The organism is Bradyrhizobium sp. 192 (assembly GCF_023100965.1).
In the GTDB taxonomy this organism is placed as follows: domain Bacteria; phylum Pseudomonadota; class Alphaproteobacteria; order Rhizobiales; family Xanthobacteraceae; genus Bradyrhizobium; species Bradyrhizobium symbiodeficiens.
On the sequence record NZ_CP064690.1, the window covers coordinates 1,162,148 to 1,180,874 of the forward strand.

At 63.8% G+C, this 18,727-nt stretch carries 20 protein-coding genes, 1 tRNA gene and 1 pseudogene; 15 read left to right on the forward strand and 7 right to left on the reverse strand.

The window, feature by feature from the left end; translation table 11 throughout:
* Nucleotides 1–52 precede the first annotated feature (52 nt).
* The 3 genes from IVB24_RS05415 (at nucleotide 53) to IVB24_RS05425 (ending at nucleotide 1,591) form a co-directional block, all read left to right on the forward strand.
* Nucleotides 53–129 (forward strand) — tRNA-Arg (locus IVB24_RS05415).
* An 83-nt stretch (nucleotides 130–212) separates the two neighbouring features.
* Complete coding sequence (queD, locus tag IVB24_RS05420) at nucleotides 213–569, forward strand: 6-carboxytetrahydropterin synthase QueD (protein ID WP_247772276.1); 357 nt, start codon at nucleotides 213–215, stop codon at nucleotides 567–569.
* Nucleotides 570–688: 119 nt separating this feature from the next.
* Nucleotides 689–1,591 carry a hypothetical protein gene (locus IVB24_RS05425; RefSeq protein WP_247772277.1) on the forward strand — a complete coding sequence of 301 codons (903 nt, stop codon included), beginning with the start codon at nucleotides 689–691 and terminating at the stop codon, nucleotides 1,589–1,591.
* A gap of 58 nt (nucleotides 1,592–1,649) precedes the next feature.
* Here IVB24_RS05425 and IVB24_RS05430 read toward each other — a convergent pair whose 3' ends face one another.
* Nucleotides 1,650–2,441, reverse strand: coding sequence for a phytanoyl-CoA dioxygenase family protein (locus IVB24_RS05430; RefSeq protein WP_247772278.1), 792 nt, complete (start codon nucleotides 2,439–2,441; stop codon nucleotides 1,650–1,652).
* Between the two features lie 231 nt (nucleotides 2,442–2,672).
* Complete coding sequence (locus IVB24_RS05435) at nucleotides 2,673–3,050, reverse strand: BA14K family protein (protein WP_094976442.1); 378 nt, start codon at nucleotides 3,048–3,050, stop codon at nucleotides 2,673–2,675.
* 293 nt (nucleotides 3,051–3,343) lie between these two features.
* Between IVB24_RS05435 and IVB24_RS05440 the strand changes: the two genes are divergently transcribed.
* Nucleotides 3,344–4,009, forward strand: a complete 666-nt coding sequence (locus tag IVB24_RS05440; protein ID WP_140481460.1) for a class I SAM-dependent methyltransferase — start codon at nucleotides 3,344–3,346, stop codon at nucleotides 4,007–4,009.
* Nucleotides 4,010–4,022: 13 nt separating this feature from the next.
* On the forward strand, nucleotides 4,023–5,066 hold the full coding sequence (locus IVB24_RS05445; protein WP_247772279.1) for a zinc-binding dehydrogenase: 1,044 nt from the start codon (nucleotides 4,023–4,025) through the stop codon (nucleotides 5,064–5,066).
* Nucleotides 5,067–5,143: 77 nt separating this feature from the next.
* Here IVB24_RS05445 and IVB24_RS05450 read toward each other — a convergent pair.
* Nucleotides 5,144–5,527: pseudogene (locus IVB24_RS05450) on the reverse strand (L,D-transpeptidase); the annotation flags it as partial.
* A gap of 222 nt (nucleotides 5,528–5,749) precedes the next feature.
* Here IVB24_RS05450 and IVB24_RS05455 point away from each other — a divergent pair.
* The 4 genes from IVB24_RS05455 (at nucleotide 5,750) to IVB24_RS05470 (ending at nucleotide 8,219) form a co-directional block, all read left to right on the forward strand.
* Complete coding sequence (locus IVB24_RS05455) at nucleotides 5,750–6,292, forward strand: YeeE/YedE thiosulfate transporter family protein (RefSeq protein ID WP_162308944.1); 543 nt, start codon at nucleotides 5,750–5,752, stop codon at nucleotides 6,290–6,292.
* Nucleotides 6,293–6,302: 10 nt separating this feature from the next.
* Nucleotides 6,303–6,854 (forward strand): YeeE/YedE thiosulfate transporter family protein, encoded by a 552-nt coding sequence (locus IVB24_RS05460; RefSeq protein WP_247772280.1) that lies wholly within the window; start codon nucleotides 6,303–6,305, stop codon nucleotides 6,852–6,854.
* Nucleotides 6,855–7,345: 491 nt separating this feature from the next.
* Nucleotides 7,346–7,804 carry a DUF2892 domain-containing protein gene (locus tag IVB24_RS05465; RefSeq protein ID WP_166476395.1) on the forward strand — a complete coding sequence of 153 codons (459 nt, stop codon included), beginning with the start codon at nucleotides 7,346–7,348 and terminating at the stop codon, nucleotides 7,802–7,804.
* Nucleotides 7,805–7,835: 31 nt separating this feature from the next.
* The gene (locus IVB24_RS05470; protein WP_247772281.1) at nucleotides 7,836–8,219 is read left to right on the forward strand and encodes a DUF302 domain-containing protein; all 384 of its coding nucleotides are present in this window, start codon (nucleotides 7,836–7,838) and stop codon (nucleotides 8,217–8,219) included.
* A gap of 122 nt (nucleotides 8,220–8,341) precedes the next feature.
* On the opposite strand, the gene IVB24_RS05475 is transcribed toward IVB24_RS05470, so the two are convergent.
* From IVB24_RS05475 to dsbD, 3 genes are all read right to left on the reverse strand, one after another.
* Nucleotides 8,342–9,037: a L,D-transpeptidase gene (locus IVB24_RS05475; protein WP_247772282.1), complete on the reverse strand. Its 696-nt coding sequence runs from the start codon at nucleotides 9,035–9,037 to the stop codon at nucleotides 8,342–8,344.
* Nucleotides 9,038–9,123: 86 nt separating this feature from the next.
* On the reverse strand, nucleotides 9,124–9,759 hold the full coding sequence (locus tag IVB24_RS05480; RefSeq protein WP_247774044.1) for a DsbA family protein: 636 nt from the start codon (nucleotides 9,757–9,759) through the stop codon (nucleotides 9,124–9,126).
* Nucleotides 9,760–9,799: 40 nt separating this feature from the next.
* Nucleotides 9,800–11,626 carry a protein-disulfide reductase DsbD gene (gene dsbD, locus IVB24_RS05485; protein WP_247772283.1) on the reverse strand — a complete coding sequence of 609 codons (1,827 nt, stop codon included), beginning with the start codon at nucleotides 11,624–11,626 and terminating at the stop codon, nucleotides 9,800–9,802.
* 103 nt (nucleotides 11,627–11,729) lie between these two features.
* Between dsbD and IVB24_RS05490 the strand changes: the two genes are divergently transcribed.
* Nucleotides 11,730–12,392 (forward strand): response regulator, encoded by a 663-nt coding sequence (locus tag IVB24_RS05490; protein ID WP_247774045.1) that lies wholly within the window; start codon nucleotides 11,730–11,732, stop codon nucleotides 12,390–12,392.
* A complete protein-coding gene (locus IVB24_RS05495) occupies nucleotides 12,389–13,702 on the forward strand; it encodes an ATP-binding protein (protein WP_140481451.1) in 1,314 nt (437 codons plus the stop codon). The genes IVB24_RS05490 and IVB24_RS05495 overlap by 4 nt, the downstream gene beginning before the upstream one ends.
* Before the next feature lie 40 nt (nucleotides 13,703–13,742).
* Here IVB24_RS05495 and IVB24_RS05500 read toward each other — a convergent pair whose 3' ends face one another.
* Nucleotides 13,743–14,627 (reverse strand): MBL fold metallo-hydrolase, encoded by an 885-nt coding sequence (locus IVB24_RS05500; protein WP_247772284.1) that lies wholly within the window; start codon nucleotides 14,625–14,627, stop codon nucleotides 13,743–13,745.
* Nucleotides 14,628–14,721: 94 nt separating this feature from the next.
* Between IVB24_RS05500 and IVB24_RS05505 the strand changes: the two genes are divergently transcribed.
* From IVB24_RS05505 to IVB24_RS05520, 4 genes are all read left to right on the forward strand, one after another.
* On the forward strand, nucleotides 14,722–15,054 hold the full coding sequence (locus IVB24_RS05505) for a metalloregulator ArsR/SmtB family transcription factor (protein WP_166467894.1): 333 nt from the start codon (nucleotides 14,722–14,724) through the stop codon (nucleotides 15,052–15,054).
* Nucleotides 15,055–15,074: 20 nt separating this feature from the next.
* Complete coding sequence (locus tag IVB24_RS05510) at nucleotides 15,075–15,401, forward strand: rhodanese-like domain-containing protein (protein WP_094976456.1); 327 nt, start codon at nucleotides 15,075–15,077, stop codon at nucleotides 15,399–15,401.
* A 148-nt stretch (nucleotides 15,402–15,549) separates the two neighbouring features.
* Nucleotides 15,550–16,329 carry a sulfite exporter TauE/SafE family protein gene (locus IVB24_RS05515; protein ID WP_094977046.1) on the forward strand — a complete coding sequence of 260 codons (780 nt, stop codon included), beginning with the start codon at nucleotides 15,550–15,552 and terminating at the stop codon, nucleotides 16,327–16,329.
* Nucleotides 16,330–16,548: 219 nt separating this feature from the next.
* Nucleotides 16,549–18,726, forward strand: a complete 2,178-nt coding sequence (locus tag IVB24_RS05520) for a GumC family protein (RefSeq protein ID WP_247772285.1) — start codon at nucleotides 16,549–16,551, stop codon at nucleotides 18,724–18,726.
* Nucleotide 18,727 lies beyond the last annotated feature (1 nt).

Here is an 18,727-nt window from a genome sequence, read left to right on the forward strand (position 1 = left end):
GCGCTGTCCGGAGGCTGCCTGCGGGCTTAGGCCCGCACTGTTCGCGAAAAACGCGCCCGTAGCTCAGCTGGATAGAGCATCAGACTACGAATCTGAGGGTCGGACGTTCGAATCGTTCCGGGCGCGCCATTCTTCGACGAAAGGTCAGGACACAGCAGCATCCGGTCGCCAGGCGGCCCGAGACCGGGTGGCCACGTCGTGTGAGGATCTGAATGAGAATATCGCAGGCGTTCAAGTTCGAGGCGGCGCACCGGCTGCCCAATGTGCCCGAGACCCATCGATGCCGCCGGCTGCATGGTCATTCCTACCGGGTCGAGGTTCAGCTGGACGGGCCGGTCGATCCGCACACCGGCTTCGTCGCTGATTTCTTCGACATCGAAAAATGCTTTGCCGACATCCTGGCCGCGCTGGACCATCACTGCCTCAACGAGGTCAAAGGCCTCGAGAACCCGACCGCCGAGAATATCGCGGTCTGGATCTGGGACCGGTTGAAGCCGGAAATTCCGCAGGTTTCGGCGGTTCGGGTCTACGAAACCGCGGATTGCTGGGCCGAATATAACGGGCAGTGACGACGGCCGCCGCTGATAGGGCCTCACCTTGCCAGGCTGGCCTGGCATCAGACGACGGGATCGGAGCGCGCATGCGCAAGTCGTTCCGGGCGTGCCATTTTTCGTAGTATGTCTCTCCCATGCGCACGATCGACCGTCTGTTCTCCTGCCTCGCTCTGATCCTTGCAATCGCAGCCGTCCCGGTGCTTCCCGCGCGCGCGGCCGAAGCCTGCCCGTTCATCAGCGCGAAGGAGCTTGCTGCTGCGATGCCGGCGCTCAAATGGTCGCTGATTTCAAATCAGGACGGCCGCGGCTGCATCTATCAGGCCGGACGCGGCGACACGATGATGCTGTCGGTGTTCCGCAATCCCGACAAGGACCGCGCCAGGGAATTGTACGCGACCTTCGTCAAGACGCTTGGTGAGCGCATGGCGCTCAACGCGGTCGCGGGGATCGGCAACGAAGGCCAGGGCGGTACGACCGCAGCAGGCGCGGAGCGCCAGGAGGCCGTGGTCGTCACCTTGTCGGGCGACTACATCCTGCAACTCACCGTCTATCCGGTCGGCCGGCGCGCCGACGATGCGCTGCTCGGGCCGATCACCGAAGCGGCGCGTGTTGCCATCGCCAATGTGAGCAGGAGCAGCGAGCGGTTCGGCAATTGCGAGTGGCTCACGGCCGCGGATTCAGACGGCTTTCTCGACAAGGGCACGCTGACGGTGCAGCGCACCGGCGCGGGCAGTTGCATGATGTTCGATCGCGAGGCCAACACCATGACCGTCGCGGTGATCGCGACCTCGCGCGACACTGCCATCGGCATGATGAAGCGCGCAGGTCCCTGCAAGCACGTGGCGATCCCCGAACTCGGCAGCGAAGCCTTCGGCGAGCATTCCTGCACCAAGGGCAACGGCAACGCCGTCAACATCTTCGTCTGGAAGAACGGCAGGCAGGCCTCGATCCTGTTCGCGCCGGTCAAGCCGCATCCGGAGTCCGGCTCGGTCGAGCGCCTGAAGGCGGTCGCCGCGCGTGTGTATCGAAAATTGTAACGGCGCCGGCCCGGCTTCAACCATCCGCCAGCGCCTCCGGACTTTCGACCCGCTGCGGCTAGCTCGTCAGCCCGCAAGCCTGCCGGATGGCAATCTGAACCGGCGAAGGGGGCAACGCCGGATCAAACTCGCCCTTCGGCAGCAGCGGAGGCTGTGCCATGAAGCGCGGCTGTTTCCCTCGGTGGGATTGCGCGGCATGAACGAGAAACGGATGGCACAGATAGACGCTGCCCGCCGCACCGGTCGCCAGTGTCATCTCGCAATCCATTGTCGAGGCGTAGCCCTCGGCCGAGAGCTGCCGGAGCGTCGCACCGGCATCGCCATAGGGCAGCAGCTCCCGCGCCATGGTGACATGCGAGCCTTTCCGGATCCGCGTGGGCGCATCGTCGGCACCGACATCCGAGAACAGGAAGAGCATCAGCAGCGCGCGACCGCTGCTCTTCACATTGACGCGCCACTCCATGAAATCCGGATTGGCGATGCCAAAGCTCATGTCCACATGCCAGCCATCATCACCGGGGGGGTCCGTTGACGGGAAGCGGATCGGAAAGGTTCCGAGGCCTTTCGGCGCGAGCCAGCGCCCTTCGCCGACGAGTTGATCGTAGGCCTTGTGCAGGGCTGGCGCGTTCGCGGCTTCAATGAAAGGGGGCGAAACCTTGGACCCTACCCTGACAACGGGTTGAGTCCAGTGTTCTGGTTGGTCTGGCGACAGACCAATATCCGCCCACAGCTCGTCCCTGCACTGTTTCGCAAGCTGGGTGCGGAAGGCATTCTCGATTTTAACGAAACCGTCGTCGATGAAGTTCTGGACCTGACGGGGCGTCAGGCCGACCTGTTCGGTCTTGGGCATTGCACATTTCTCCGTTCGGCTGCCGCATCGAGCGCAGCCGGTTGATCTGATTGGATGCGCCGGAAACGACGTCAGCCGTTCAGATCAGCGGGAAAAATGTGGACGTGAACATCATGTTGGGAACCGTATATCGCGGCGGAGCCCGGAATCAAGACGCGCTCGCTGTTTTCCGCAGGCCGAGCGTGGGCAGCTCTCGCGATCCGAGGAGGCTGCCGCACGCTCATGTGTTCGTCACGGGCAGGCGTGACGCAGGCCGTCATTGCCCAGATACGTCCCTGAGCCCGGATCGTAGGACCGAAAGCGCTGCGCGCAATAGGAGGCGGCGTTGGATTGCGCCTGGCTGTTGGCGATCGCGCCGCCGATGATGGCGCCGGCCGCGAGGCCGCCGAGTACGGCTGCACCGGTGCCACCGTGGCCGTGACGGTGCCCGTAATAGCCATGTCCATGTCGAGGCCCGTGTCCGTAGCCATGCCGGTACTGCACCTGCTGCAGGCCTTGGTCCGGGCCGGGATTTGCGATTGGCAGCGGCGCCGCGAGTACGGGTGAAACAGCCGTCGAGAGCATCGCTCCGGCGGCCGCCAGGGCGACGAACGTTCTGCGCATTGTCATATCGGGGCTCCATGCTGTTGGGGATGAAGGAGCAACGGCTGGCCGCCCGCTCCGTTCCCTTTGATTCACGGCGAGCGTCACAGCGTCGCAGAAAATGAAATGTTCGTAAGGATGTCGATCGACTGGCTTCGCCGGGGCCGACGCCACTGCTCGGGATGACCCTCGGGGTTCCCCATCATTGATCTGAAACAATGATGATCCCAACCACCAATGCTAGAAGGATTCGCAAGTCGCGATTCACGGCTCCCGGCCGGTCGTGACAATCGCAACGCGCGTTGGAATCCGAGGGCTGAATGGGACGACTGCTGAATATCGTGACGCCGCTGCATACGGCGACCAAGCGCGACTACATGGGGCGCATGAACGACGACAAGATCGGCTGCTCGCTGAAGGCGCGGGAATACGAGGCCGATTATTGGGACGGCGACCGCCGCTTCGGCTATGGCGGCTATCGCTTCATCGAGGGACGCTGGGCGCCGGTCGCCAAGGCGCTGATCGAGACCTATGGCCTGAAGGACGGCTCCAGCGTGCTCGACGTCGGCTGCGGCAAGGGTTTCCTGCTGTACGAGATGCAGAAGATCCTGCCGGGCCTGAAGGTCACAGGCTTCGATATCTCCAAGCACGGCCTTGCCAATTCGCATGAGCAGGTGCGACCCTATCTCTTCAACTATCGCGCCCAGGACATCTACCCCTATGGCGACGACAGTTTCGATCTCGTCATCTCGCTCGGCACCCTGCACAATCTCAGGCTCTACGAGCTCGAAGCGGCGCTCAAGGAGATCGAGCGGGTCGGAAAGAACAAATACGTCATGGTCGAGGGCTATCGGACCGTCGCCGAATTGCACAACCTCGAATGCTGGGCGCTGACCGCGGAATCCATCCTGCACACGTCGGAGTGGATCTGGCTCTACGGCAAGCTCGGCTACACCGGCGATTACGAGTTCATCTATTTCGAGTGACCGGGCGCGCCTCATGGACATCAAGACTGCCAAGGCGGCCATTCTCGTCGAATCGGGCAAGCCGCTAATCATCGACGAGTTCACCTTGCCGGATACGCTCGAGCATGGCCAGGTGCTCGCGCATGTGCACACCTCCAGCATCTGCGGCGCGCAGATCAACGAGATCGACGCCGTCAAAGGCGTCGACAAGTTCCTGCCCCACCTTCTCGGGCACGAAGCGCTGGCAACGATCGTCGAAACCGGGCCCGGCGTCGTCTCCTGCAAGCAGGGCGACACCGTCGTCATGCATTGGCGGCCGGGCAAGGGCATCCAGTCCAACACGCCGGCCTATTGCTGGCGCGGCAAGCGCCTCAATGCCGGTTGGGTCACCACCTTCAATGAATATGCCGTGGTGTCGGAGAACCGTGTCACGCCCGTTCCCGCCACGATCGACCGCACCAGCGCGCCGCTGCTCGGCTGCGCGGTGACGACCGCGCTCGGCGTCGTCAACAACGATGCGCAGATCGCCATCGGCGAAGCCGTCGTCGTGTTCGGCGTCGGCGGCGTCGGGTTGAACATCGTGCAATTCGCCGCGATGGTCGGCGCCTATCCCGTCATCGCGATCGACCGTCTCGACAACAAGCTGGCGATGGCGAAGGACTTTGGCGCCACTCACACCATCAACTCCGAAGCGGTCAAGGATGTGGCCGCGGAGGTTCGCGCCATCACCGGTGTTGAGGGGCCCGACAAGGTCGTCGAGACCACCGGCGTCAAGAATCTGATCGAGCTCGCCTACGAGATCACCGCAAGGAAAGGCCGCTGCATCCTCGTCGGCGTTCCCCGCGAGAAGGCCGAGATCTACACGCTGCCGCTCCATTTCGAGAAGGTGCTGAAGGGCTCGGAAGGCGGCCAATGCCAGCCGGCGCGCGACATTCCTCGCCTCGTGCGCCTGAGCGATGCCGGCAAGGTGAGCTACCGCGGAATCGTGACTCACGAGTTCGCGCTCGACGACGTCAACGACGCGCTCGACCTGATGCGCAGCGGCACCTCGGGCCGGATCCTGCTGAACATCAGCTGAGCGCGGCGTCGAGGATGCAAGGCTTCAACGGCAGGCGTATCCCGTAGGCTCGGAGGCCTTCCACCCGCGTTTGAAAATCATCCGTCGAACGCGGCGGTCTCGACGCCGCTCGCCGGGAGCACCACGACCTTGGCTCCGGAGGGCACGCGGCGGTACAGGTCAATGACGTCCTGGTTCATCATGCGAATGCAGCCGGAGGACATCGCCTGGCCGATCGACCATGGCTCGTTGGTGCCGTGAATCCTGTACAGCGTGTCCTTGCCGTTCTTGAACAGGTAGAGCGCGCGGGCGCCGAGCGGATTTTGCGTGCCGCCCTCCATGCCTCGGGCCCACTTGACGTACTTGTCCGGCTCGCGGCCGATCATGTCCTTCGTGGGCGTCCAACGCGGCCATTCGCGCTTCATCGCGACATTGGCGGTGCCCGACCAGGCCATGCCAGCCCTGCCGACGCCTACGCCGTAGCTCGTGCTCGGCGGCATTTGGGTGGGAGCAGGGCTTACTGACCTGCTCATCGACCGCGGTGGGATGCTGCAATCACGGCGGCCGCGTTCCGCAGCGTCGGGTACCTGACGCATTACTTTAGAACTTGCTAAATTGCTATTATTGAATATGTTCTTTGCCTACGGCCGATCGTTCCGGGAGTATGCGGCCGTCCTGCTGACGGGGAAACGCACATGACCACCATCACGGAAAGTTACGTTCGCGAAGCTCCGCGCGCCGCGCGGGTCGACTGGTCGCCCTATCTTATCGGCGCCGGGATCGGGCTCCTGAGCTGGATCGCCTTCGCGGTGTTCGGGGATCCGCTCGGCGTCACCACTGCCTATTCACGTATCGCCTCGTTATTCGCCTTGCCGGTGATTGGGCCCGAGGCGGTTGCACAGAACGCCTATTGGAAGAGCATGCCGCTGAAGTGGGACTATGGCGTCTGGTTTCTCCTCGGCATTCCGTTCGGCGCGTTCATCTCGGCCGTGATTTCGGGAACGTGGCGGCTCGAGCTTGTGCCCGAGGTCTGGAGGGAGCGGTTCGGGCCGTCGGTCACGAAACGATTTGTCGCCGCGTTCCTCGGCGGCGTGGTGATCATGTACGGAGCTCGGCTCGCTGGCGGCTGCACGAGCGGGCATGGCATTTCCGGCGGTCTGCAGCTGGCGGTATCTAGTTGGCTGTTCCTGGCCGTGATGTTTGCAACCGGGCTCGGCATTTCCGCGCTCATGTTCCGCAGAAACTGAGGGGGATGCCATGACCGCGATAATGACGATCCTTGGCCCGCTGCTGATGGGCGCAGCCTTTGGTTTCCTGTTGCAGCGCGGCAAGGTCACGAGCTGCAATGTGATCGAGAACCAGTTTCGCTTGCGCGACTTCGCCGTGCTGAAAGTGATGGGCACCGCGATCGTCGTCGGCGGCATTGGCGTGCTGCTCCTCGTCGACACCGGCAACACGAAATACTATGTGAAGGACGCCAACATGCTGGCGGTCGCCCTTGGCGCCGCCCTGTTTGGCGTAGGTATGGCGGTGTACGGCTACTGCCCCGGAACGGCGCTAGGTGCCATCGCTGCAGGCAGCGTCCATGCTTTGGTCGGTGCGCTCGGCATGATCGCAGGCGCCATCCTCTACGCGCTGAGTTTCGACTGGCTGAAGGCTCACGTGCTGAACGTCTGGACGCTGGGCAAGGTCCGTCTTCCGGATGTGACGGGCGTTCCTGATATCGCTTGGTTCGCTGCGCTTGCCGTCGGTGCCGGGCTGTTCTTCTGGTGGGTCGAGTCCACGGAGGCCAGGCGGAAGCGGAGCTAGGCCGCCTCGCCTGTTGGTCCGGGCGAAACAACGCTTATCGGCTGCGAGGCGCAAGACAGTCGGTGCACGGGCGAAAGCAGCCGCTCGACTCGCCGACCCAATACGACGTGATCTCGCTATCGAGCCTGACAGCCGCCACGCTCTCGGTCGCGAGCATTGCGTGATGCTGCGACCAAGCCGCGGCAGAAGGATCGAAGTTTCCGCCGAGAGCACCTGCGGCACCCTCGCCGAGTTCGACCAGCTCAGAAGATAAATAGGCGATGTCATAGGCGGACATGGGCATGAGCGCAGTCGCATCCGTGGCTTCCCGCTCGAACGGGATGCTTCAAGCAGCGGAGCTCTTGTGAAATCTTGGAAAGGGTGAGGGCTCCCACCTTCAGTTAGATCCGCTCCAGTCAGACTTACGCGCATCGGACAGACAGTCTGACTATTCGAAGCTAGGAACGAATTGGATCAGCCGGCGTAGTCGTTGCCAGCGTGTGGAGCAAATCATGACGACGACGCGAAACCGGGTACCTCTCCACTCTGCTGAGAGCGACAATCGTCGTATCAACCGAGAAATGCGGGCCAATGTCGCCTACTTCGCCGAGCACCGCCAAGAAATCGCCGGGCGATTGCAGGAAATCGATAGAGAGTGGGACATCGAAAGAGCAATCGAGGCGAATGCCGCAGTGATCGCCTTCGCCGGCGTCGCGCTTGCCGCGACCAACAATCGGCGCTGGCTGGTCCTGCCGGCGCTCGTCACCAGCTTTCTGTTCCAGCACGCCATCCAAGGATGGTGCCCTCCGGTTCCAGTTTTGAGGAAATTGGGCTTCCGAACTTCATATGAAATCGAGGAGGAACGCCGAGCCCTGATGGCGCTGCGAGGTGATTTCGGACAGAAGGCCGAAAGCGCGGATGCCGCCCTTCGGGCTTCCGTCGGCACCGCGGACGCACCCTTACCCGCGTAGCTCTGCCGCCCACTCAGTAGAGGAGTTCGGGATGTCCTACTACTTCGCGAAGAAGCTAGACGTTCCTTTTTCGGAAGCCGTCGAGCGAACTATAGCCGCGCTCAAGGCCCGGGGCTTCGGCGTTTTGACCAGGATCGACGTGCAGTCGACGTTGAAGGAAAAGATCGGCGCCGACTTCCGCCCCTATGTGATACTTGGTGCCTGCAACCCGAAGATGGCCCACGAGGCGCTGAAGGCCGAGGACAAGATCGGGACCATGCTTCCCTGCAACGTGGTCGTCCAGGAGGTCGATGGCGGAACGGAGGTCGCGGCAGTTGACCCCGTCGCCTCGATGCAGGCCATTCCGAACGCGTCCCTGGCGAGCATCGCTGAAAAGGTCCGCGACGAGTTGAAGGCGGTGATCGAAGCGATCTAAGGCCTCCGCCGTTGTTAGCGTCGCTTTGGTTCGACGCCTCCGGCCTCGCTAAGGCCTTGCCACGCACGCACGATACAGCCGCGGCCCATGTCCTCTGTTGGTCAACGGTCCGCATCGGAGAATCATCCGTCGGACGCGGCGGTCTCCACGCCGCTCGCCGGGAGCACCACGACCTTGGCTCCGGAGGGCACGCGGCGGTACAGGTCAATGACGTCCTGGTTCATCATGCGAATGCAGCCGGAGGACATCGCCTGGCCGATCGACCATGGCTCGTTGGTGCCGTGAATCCTGTACAGAGTGTCCTTGCCGTCCTTGAACAGATAAAGAGCACGCGCGCCGAGCGGATTCTGCGTGCCGCCCTCCATGCCTCGGGCCCACTTGACGTACTTGTCCGGCTCGCGGCCGATCATGTCCTTCGTGGGCGTCCAACGCGGCCATTCGCGCTTCATTGCGACATTGGCGGTGCCCGACCAGGCCATGCCAGCCCTGCCGACGCCTACGCCATAGCGCAGGGCCTTGCCGCCTTCCTGCACCAGATAGAGGAAGCGGTTCTTCGGATCCACGACAACGGTCCCGGCGGGCTGCCCGGTCGGATCGTCGACGAGTTGACGCATGTAGCGGGCCTTCAGGTCGCCCGTGGGAACAGCCGCAACGGTGTAGGCGCCATCTGAGACCGCGCCATATCGTGGCTCGGACGTCGGGGCATAAGTCGCGGCCGCGGCCTTGGGCATGATGTCCGAGTCGGAAACGCAGCCTGCCAGCGCCGCCGGCAGAAGCAGAGCCGCGGCACAGACGGCCCATTGCTTTCGAAGCGTCATGTTCATTCCCTCGGTACGGCCTGTCGGCGCGCGTGGGGCCAGTCTCGATCCGCAGCTTAAGCCAGGCTTAAGAGCGGCTCCGTTTCTCACTTCTGTGCTGCGCGGGCGCGCGCGTCGGCAGCGACGCGCTTGAAACCTTCGTAGTTCAGGGCCTGCGTCACGCGGTACTGACCGACGATGTAGGCGGGCGTGCCCATCAGCCCCAGCGAGTCGGCTTGGGCCAGGTTTCGCCGCAGGAGCTTGGTGATGTCGTCGCCGTGGGCCTGAAAATCGGCATCCAGACGATCCATATCGACCCCGGACTTCGCGATCGCTTCCCGCATCCGCTCGGCGGGTATCTTCGGCCCGGGAATTCCCATCATCGCGAGATGCGCGGCGTCGTAGCGGTTCTGGTACTTCGCGGCCAGCGCCCACTGCGCACCCTTGATGGAATCCGGCGTGAGGATCGGCCAATCCTTGTAGACGAGGCGAATCTTGCCGTCGGTCTTCACCAGCCGCTCGAGTTCGGGCTCCGCCTTTTTGCAGAAGGGACAGTTGTAATCGAAGAAGACCACGATCGTCAGATCGCCCTTCGGATTGCCCGCAATAGGCGCGGCCGGGTCGTAAAGAATGGCTTCGCGAGATATGTCCGCCTCGGTGGGAGCGTCGTCGGCGTGCGCTGGGCCGACCATGTAGCGGATGCCCGCGACGGCGAACATCTGGGCGAGCATGCGCCTGGAGATATGCTGAAGCATGTTGTCTTCCTTGTTCCGGGAGTTGAGGTCAGTCGGCCGAGGTGGCCGCCGTCAGTTTTCCGAGCAGGGCGTCGGCATCGACGGCACCGATGATCTTGACCGCGGGAGCGACATTTCCATGTGTGCCGAACAGCAGGATCGTTGGCGGCCCGACGATGTCGAAGCGCTTCATAAGGGCTCGGCTCGCCTTGTTGACGACGGTCACGTCAGCACGGACCATTCTGAAATCTTGCAGCTGCGCACGTACTTCAGGCGTGTGCAGGACGGCATCCATGACCCTGCATTCGACACACCACTCGGCGGAAAAATCGAGCAAGAGGGGCTTTCCGTCCGTGCGGGCAGCGGCGAGTTCGTCGTGCAGTGCGGCGACCGATCGAATCGTTCGGACTGGGGGTTCGGACGCGGTCTGGCGGGTCACGAACCGATCCAGAATGCGGGTCGCGTCGAGGCTGTCGTCGCCTGCCGATCTGATCATCAGGGCCGAACCGATGAGGAGCGCGATGCTCGCCAGGCCCATGGAAGCAAAGCGCCATCGGCCTTGCACCATCAGGAATTGGGTTCCGAAATAGACGGAGACGCCGGTCGCGAGCCCGCCCCAGAGCTGCAGCGTAGTCTGCTGCGACAGAACGCGAGAGAAGATCGAGATCGCGACGGCCAGCAGGATGAACCCGAAGGCATGCCTGACGCGGACGAGCCAGGGGCCAGGCTTCGGCAGGAAACGTGGGCCCAGCGCCCCGAAGACGAGAAGCGGCATTCCCATGCCGACGCCGAACGCGAAAAGCGCAGCCATGCCACGCACGACATCGCCGGTCCGCGCGACGTACAGCAGAGCGGTGGCGAGCGGAGGTGTCACGCAGGGGCCGGCGATCAGCGCCGCCCCAAATCCGAGAACGGCGGCGGCGGCCAACGGCCCGCGACTTCCGTCGGATGCCGCGCCCGATATCCGCTCGACGAAGGAGGTCGGCAGCTGGATCTCGAACAGGCCGAATATGGATAGCGACAGGATGACGAGAACGGCGCTCATTGCGCCGAGCGCGATCGGCGTCTGCAGCAGGATCTGCAGGTTCTCTCCGGATCCGGACCAGGCCGCGAACGCGCCCAGTGCCGCATAGGCCGAGGCCGACGCGCCGACGAACGCTGCCGCGAGAACGAGACCGCGACCGAACGAAAGATGTTCCTGCGATCGCGCCATCAGGCCGAAGAAGATCGGCACCAGCGGGAAAGTGCAGGGTGAGAACGACAACAGAACGCCGAAGCCGAAGAACGAGACCAGCATGCCGCCGAGCGTCACCCAGGAGGAGGTGTCCCGGTCAGGGGTTGGCGCGGCGTTCGTCGAAAGGCTATCGTCCGAGGCGCCCGCGACGTCCGGCGTGTCCACGAATTCTGACGAGGATCGGGATAAGGCCGAGCCGTTTTCGTCTCGATCCTTGATTGCCAGCGTCTGCAGGTCGATCGTCTTGGCGACGGGCGGGTAGCAGATTTGGTATTGCTCCGCACAGCCCTGATAAGTCACTGCGATCTCGCGCAGCCCTCGCAGATCGGCAGATGCGATCTGGGCTTTCGCGGAATTCCGATAGATCTCCTGCGGCCCGAAATCGGGATCTTCCTTCGGTTCTCCCTGGGTCGTTTGGACTGCGACAGGGGTCCCGGGGGGCATCGCGTTCTTGGCGACGATCATCGCGCGGTAGAGATAGCTGCCTGGCCCTATCGCCCAAGTGAGCGACAGCCCCGCGTCGTCGCGCGAAACCTTCAATTGGAACGCCTCGTCGGCGGAAGGCGGCGTTCCCGCCCCCGCCTGCGCGAGCGGTAACATGAGAATGAACAGTAAGATCGATAGTCGCTGAAAGCCCGGCATGTTCGGCGGTGGCCCTGCGTTTTGTGAGCGGATGCCGCGGCTTGGATAGGCTACCTTAAGCCAGCCTTAAGGCTGGCGACCGAGAGGAACCTCGGAGGTGCTGATGCGCATACTTGTGGTCGAAGACGATCCGATCCTGGCCGACGGTCTGCGAGCGGGTCTGTCGTTGACGGGTGCGACGGTCGACGCGGTTGAAACTTGCGAGGACGCCGACCACGCGCTCGCGGCGTCGCGCTACTCCGCGGTCGTGCTCGACATCATGCTGCCGGATGGAAGCGGTCTGGATCTGCTGCGCAGGCTCCGGGGTCGGCGGGACGCAACGCCCGTCCTGCTCCTCACCGCGCGGGACAGCGTCGGCGACAAGGTTTCGGGACTGGATTCTGGGGCCGACGACTATCTGGCGAAACCATTCGATCTCGATGAACTGGCAGCGCGCCTGCGCGCCATTGTCCGCCGGGAAGGCGGTCGTGCGGCTCCGGCCATGACCCAGGGCGCCATTGTGCTCTCGCCCGCTGATCTCTCGGTGACCGTCGCGGGCGAGCCGATCAACCTGTCGCGTCGCGAGTTCGCGATCCTGGCGGCTCTGATGGAGCGTCCGGAGCAGGTCCGTTCGCGCGCCGAACTTGAGGAGCGCCTTTATGGATGGCAAGAGGACGTCGAAAGCAACGCGATCGAGGTTCACATCCATAATCTCCGCAACAAGATCGGCAAAGACGCGATCCAGACGCTGCGCGGCGTAGGCTATCGGATGGGGACGGGCCGATGAGGTCCCTAAGACTGAGATTGTTCGCGACGCTGCTCGCAGCGACCGGGATCGTCTGGTTGGCGGCGGTCGTCTGGATCTACGTCGGAACCAGGGACGAAGTGGAGCATGTTCTCGACACGCGCCTGCAGGAGGCCGCGCGCATGGTGGCCTCTCTGGCATCCGGCTTCGATGCTCTTCCAGGAGCCTCGACATCCGCCGCGCTGCAGCCCCTCGGCAGCTACGAACGTCAACTGTCATGCCAGATCTGGTCTCTCGATGGCCGTATGCTCGCGAAATCGAGCGGCGCACCCGATCAGCAGCTCTCACCCGCCGCCTCAGGGTTCTCGGACCGGATCATCGACGGCGAACCCTGGCGCGTGTTCTCGGTTGAGGACGCCGATCACAATCTCCGCGTGATGGTGGGGGACCGTGTCGGGCTGCGGGAGCGGCTGGTGACCGACCTGATCAAGGGGCTGATGTGGCCCGCGCTGCTGATCGCGCCGCTGCTCGGCGCCGCGATCTGGGCGAGCGTGGGGCAGGGTCTTCGTCCATTGCGGCAGATGGCCCAGGACCTCGGCGCGCGCGAGCCGGACGACATGCGGCACGTCGAAACCGAACGTGCTCCGACCGAGGTCAGGCCGCTCGCGGTCGCCCTGAACGGGCTTCTCAGCAGAGTGGAAGCCGCGCGTCGGCATGAACGCGAAGTGACCGCCTTCGCGGCGCACGAACTGCGCACGCCGCTGGCAGGACTGAAGACGCAGGCCCAGGTGGCTTTGGCCGCCGACGACCCGAAGGTCGTGCGGGGGGCGCTCGAACAGATCGTGAGAGCCGTCGACAGGAGCTCGCGCCTGGTGCGCCAACTGCTGACGATCGCAAGGCTGGACTCCGAAACGGTCGATGCACCGTTGGCGCCGGTCGCGGTCGGTCCGATCCTCGAGGAGATCGTCGCCGCCACTCCAAGGCACGAACGGACGACGGTGACGATCGACGCCAGCGTCCGGGCCATGGTGCTGAATACGAACGCCGACTGCCTTCAACTCGCGCTGCGGAACCTGCACGAAAACGCGATGCAGTACACTAGCGAGGGACAGGTCGTCTGGATGGCCCGGGGCAATGCCATCGCCATCGAGGACGAAGGGCCGGGTATCCCCGCCGACGAACTCGATCAAATCGGAAAACGCTTCTTCCGGGGTAGACTGAGGAGCCCGATCGGAAGCGGGCTGGGCCTTGCCATCGTTAAGCTCGCGCTCGCAAAGGTCGGAGCGAAACTCACCATATCGAACCGCGAAGGTGGCAGCGGCACCCGGTCGGAGCTGACGTTCGACGTCTGATCAGCGACCGGTGCCGCGGCATGAACGATCGTCTGGGGCCCTACACGCAGGTCTGCGCGCCGCCCTTGAGTTTCACGGGGATCGTGAGATAGCGCACCCCGTTGGCTTCGGCCGGCGGGAATTTGCCGGCGCGGATGTTGACCTGAATGGAAGGCAGCAGCAGCTTCGGTGCCGACAGTTTCGTGTCGCGCGCCTGACGCATGGCCACGAATTCGTCTTCCGATACACCGTCTTTGGCGTGGACGTTGTTCTCGCGCTGCTTGCGTACCGTGGTTTCCCACGCGAACGTATCTCGGCCGGGGGCCTTGTAGTCGTGACACATGAACAGCCGTGTTTCCGGCGACAGCGCCAGCAGCCGCTTGATCGAACGGTAAAGCTTGTGAGCATCGCCGCCGGGGAAGTCGGCGCGCGCGGTGCCGTAGTCGGGCATGAACAAGGTGTCGCCGACGAACACCGCATCCTCGATCTTGTATGAGATGTCTGCCGGCGTGTGCCCCGGCGTATAGAGAACCTCGACCCCGAGTTCGCCGACCTTGAACCGCTCGCCGTCGCGGAACAGATGATCGAAATCGCTGCCGTCGGTCTTCAAGTCGGTAGCGTTGAAGATCGGCCGGAAGATGCGTTGGACGTCCTTGATGTGCTCCCCGATGCCGATCTTCGCGCCGGTCTTTGCCTTGATGAACGGCGCGCCCGAGAGATGGTCGGCATGCGCGTGCGTCTCCAGCACCCATTCGATGGTGTTGCCGGCATCTTCCGCAGCCTTCAGCATCGCTTCGACGGATCGCGTATCCGCCTCGCCCGAACTGTGGTCGTAGTCGAGCACCGGGTCGATGATGGCGGCCTTTTTGGTTGCGGGATCGGCGACCAGGTAGCTCACCGTGTTGGTCGGCTCGTCGAAGAATGATCGGATGATGGGTCGTGACATGTCTGGAACCTCCTGATGTCAGCGTCTGGCCGGTCTTGACGGATATATTAGCACTAGCTAAATAAGCAATATCTAAAATAAGAGAGATAGGCCGATGGCGCCCTCGACGTTCGATCCGGAAACTTTCGAAAAGCAGGCCGTCGAGGTTGCCGCCATCTTGCGGGCGCTCGCCAATGAACGCCGGTTGATGATCCTGTGCAGACTCGTTGAATGCGGCGAGGACAACGTCAGTTCCCTCGCTGAAGCCGTGGGCCTGTCGCAATCGGCCCTATCCCAACACCTCGCCAAGATGCGCGAGGAGGGTCTCGTCACTTTTCGGAGAGAAAGCCAGACGCTCTGGTATCGCATCGCCGATCCGCGCATCGAGCAGCTCTTCGCCACCCTCTACAGGCTGTTTTGCGCGCCTGTCAGAACGAAGAACAAATAGGACCACAGAAGGAGCCAAGAATGTCGCTACCCACCATCAATCCTGCACAAGCACGCCATCTCGTCGAAAAGGGCGCTATCCTCATCGACATCCGCGAACCGGATGAGCACGACCGCGAAAGGATCGTGGGCGCTCGAAACCTGCCCTTGTCGAAGCTCGACGAGGCCGATTTTGCGGCGCATCAGGGCAAGCAGGTCATTTTCCACTGCAAGAGCGGCGCCCGCACACAGATCAATGCGTCCCGCCTCGCGTCGAAACTGGACCGAAGCTGCGAAGCTTTCATCGTGGAAGGCGGGCTTGACGCATGGCGCAAGGCGGGGCTGCCGGTTGAAAGCGAGCGGCGTTGAGCCACGGGCTCAACGCCAAATGCAGATCGTGCCGGACTGATCGTCGCGGCGGTCGCCGCCCCGTTGCGTGGCCGTCTTGATGTGAGCGCCCCGGCATTGCCGGACTACCACGTGCCGTCGCTGCCTGATGGCAATTGAGGAATGCACGATGCTATCCCTGACCCAAGGCGCACTTGGTGTCGCCTCCGGTTCGCTGGTCGGCTTCTCGCTCGGGCTGGTCGGAGGCGGCGGGTCGATTCTGGCCGTCCCGCTTCTGATCTATCTGGTCGGGGTGGCGGATCCTCATGTCGCGATCGGGACCAGCGCCATCGCGGTTGCGGCGAACGCTGCCGCCAACCTGGCGAACCACGTCCGCGCCGGTAACGTGAAGTGGCGCTGCGCCTCGGTGTTCGCGCTCGCCGGCATAGCCGGCGCCTTTCTCGGCTCCACTGTCGGCAAGATCATTGATGGTCAGAATCTTCTCGCCTTGTTCGCCATCGTCATGATGGTCGTGGGCGCGCTGATGCTGAGGGGCCGTTCCGGCGAGGGGGAGCCGTCGGTGAGGCTCAATCGGGAAAATCTGCCGAAGCTTGTGGGCTTGGGCCTCGCCACAGGAGCCTTGTCCGGGTTCTTCGGGATCGGCGGTGGCTTCCTGATCGTGCCCGCTCTGATCGCCGCCACCGGCATGCCGATCTTGTACGCGGTGGGTTCCTCTCTCCTGGCGGTCACCGCGTTCGGGCTGACAACTGCGGCGAACTACGCCGTGTCCGGCCTTGTGGACTGGTCTCTCGCGGGGCTGTTCATCGTCGGCGGCCTTGTTGGAGGACTTCTCGGCGCCCGCTCCGCAACTTCCCTTGCTGGCCGCAAGGGCGCGTTGAACACCGTGTTTGCGGCGCTCATCTGCGCGGTCGCTGTCTACATGCTGCTCCGTAGCCTGGGCTGGATTTGATCGATCGGTGGTGATTTTTCCTCAAGGCCTCCTCGACGCGGGGCGCGTTGAAATCGGCCCGCACCGTCGGCGATCCCGGGCGCCGCGTCACCGCCGGCATGGCCGAGCCGGACATCCTGACGGCTTCGTGCCGCGGCCGTAACTGCCGGTTAACCATGGATATTTACGGTGTCGCAAGCCTCTGAACTATGACTGTCAGTTGATTTCGAGTCCAACCCCATGGCGTTCGGTAGCCGCCCATCTCCGCGAAGCATCGCCCCGACGGAGCCAGCGGCTTCGTGGGAAGCGCCGCGGGCTGCGCGCACGAATCCCGAGGGCGCCGGGCCGGCGCTGATCAAGGGATCGCTGACCGTCTCCGGAGCACTCGCTTTCCTGCGGGAGAACGGCCGGAGGATCCTGACGCTGGCGCTGGCGTTGTTCGCCCTCGGCATCATCGCCCTGATGGTTCTGCCGGTCCGCTACGCCGCAACGGCCCTGGTCGTGCTCGATCCCCGGGAGCTGCGTGTCACCACGGAGCAGGACGTCTTGCCGGGCATCGGCCAGGACGCCGCGGCGCTTCAGAGCCAGATCGAGATCGCCAAATCGGACGGCTTTCTCCGTCCCCTGATCGAGCAGCTCAAGATCGCCGATGACGATGACATCGCCGGCGGTCATACCGACATGACGCGCCTGCTCGAGAAGTTCCGCAACCGCCTCGAGATCACGCGGCGCGGGCTCACTTACGTCATCGCGATTTCCTTCACCTCGAACCGCCCCGAGCGGGCTGCCTACTACGCCAACGCCATCGCCGCGGCGTTCGTCGCCAGCCAGGGCCGTGTCCGTACCGAGGCCACGGACGAGGCCGCCGACTGGCTCAAGGACCGGCTGAAGGCGTTGAGCGAGCGCCTGCGCGCATCGGAAGACGCCGTCGCCGCCTTCAGGCTCGAGCACAAGATCCTTAATGCCGGCAAGGATTCGACCACCCAACAGTTGCGGGTGACCGATATCAATCAGCAGGTCTCCGCCGCCCGTCTTCGCACCGAGGAAGCCAAGGCGCGCTACGAGCAGGTGCAACGCGATCTCAAGGCCAACGTCGAAGGTCCCGTGAAGCAGGACCTCTTGAGCATGCTGCGCGCGCAACGCTCGACCCTGAATGACCAGATCGCGCAGAAGAAGGCGGTGTACGGCGAGCGCCATCCCGATCTCGCGATCTCCTACAGTCAGCTGGCCGATATCAACCGGCAGATCGAGGTCGAGCGGAAGAAGAACATCGACACTGCCAAGTCCGAATACGAAGCTCAGCGGGAGCAGCAGAACGCGCTGGAAAAGCAGCTCAAGGCGGTCGAGACGCAGATGCTGGTCGACGGCCAGGCGCTGGTGAAGCTGCAGGAGCTGCAGCGCGACGCCGATGCCAACAAGAACATCTACGAGCAGTTCCTGTCGCGGTTCAAGACGACCAACGAGCAGCGTCAGCTGCAGAGCTCCCAGAGCAAGATCGCCTCGCCCGCCATCCCGCCGTTGCGCTCGACCCGTCCGCCGCTCGCTCTGCTGCTGGCGGCGCTGGCGATCGGCTCGCTGCTGACATCGACTGCCGCCGTCGCGATGATGACGAGCATGTCCGGCGGGCCCGCGCCTGCCGAGGCTGCCGTGCACGCGGCTGAGGACCGCCAGGTCCAGGCTCGAGTCCCGCAGCAGGTCCAGCCTCAAGTCCAACCGCCGGTCGCCGCCGCTCTCCGGCCCGAGGCGATGCCGCGGCTCCCTGTCTGGGCCCGCATTCCCGATCTGGCGTCCGCATCCGCGTCCGGGACTGCGACCAGCACCGTCTGGCAACGACCGATCGCCACTCCAGCAGAGCTCGATCTCGGTCCGTATCTGCGGCCGCTGCTCGAGCGGATCGATCGCGTGCCCGTGCGTGGGTGCAAAGTCGCTCTCGTGCTGTCGGTCGGCAAGAGCGCCGGCGGCAACACCGTTGCGCGTTCGCTCAATCGCGCCGCCGTGAACAGGGGCATGATGAGCGTGCTGATCCGGTTGCAGGGCGAATTCGCAGGACACCAGCCGCCGGTGACCGAATGGAACGACGGCTCGACCACGGCTGGACTTCAATCGATCGACGAGCTTCTCAGCGCCGGCCGAAAGGCCGATGCGAGGCCCGAGGACGATATTCGTTCGGAGTTCGACCTGATCATCGTCCATGCCGGCAATCTCGCCTTGCAGCCCGACGCCATCGCGCTGGCCGCGCTTGCTGACCTGATCGTCCTGGTGGCGCGGGCCGGCGAGCTCGGGTCGGCAGCGATGCGCCGGGTGACCGCGGCGCTGTCGCAGTATGAGACCGTGCCGATGGGGCTCGTCGTCAATCATGCGCCGACGGGTTCGCAGGCGCCGCATCCCGAGGGCGGCGCATTGGGCCTTGCGGTTTGAC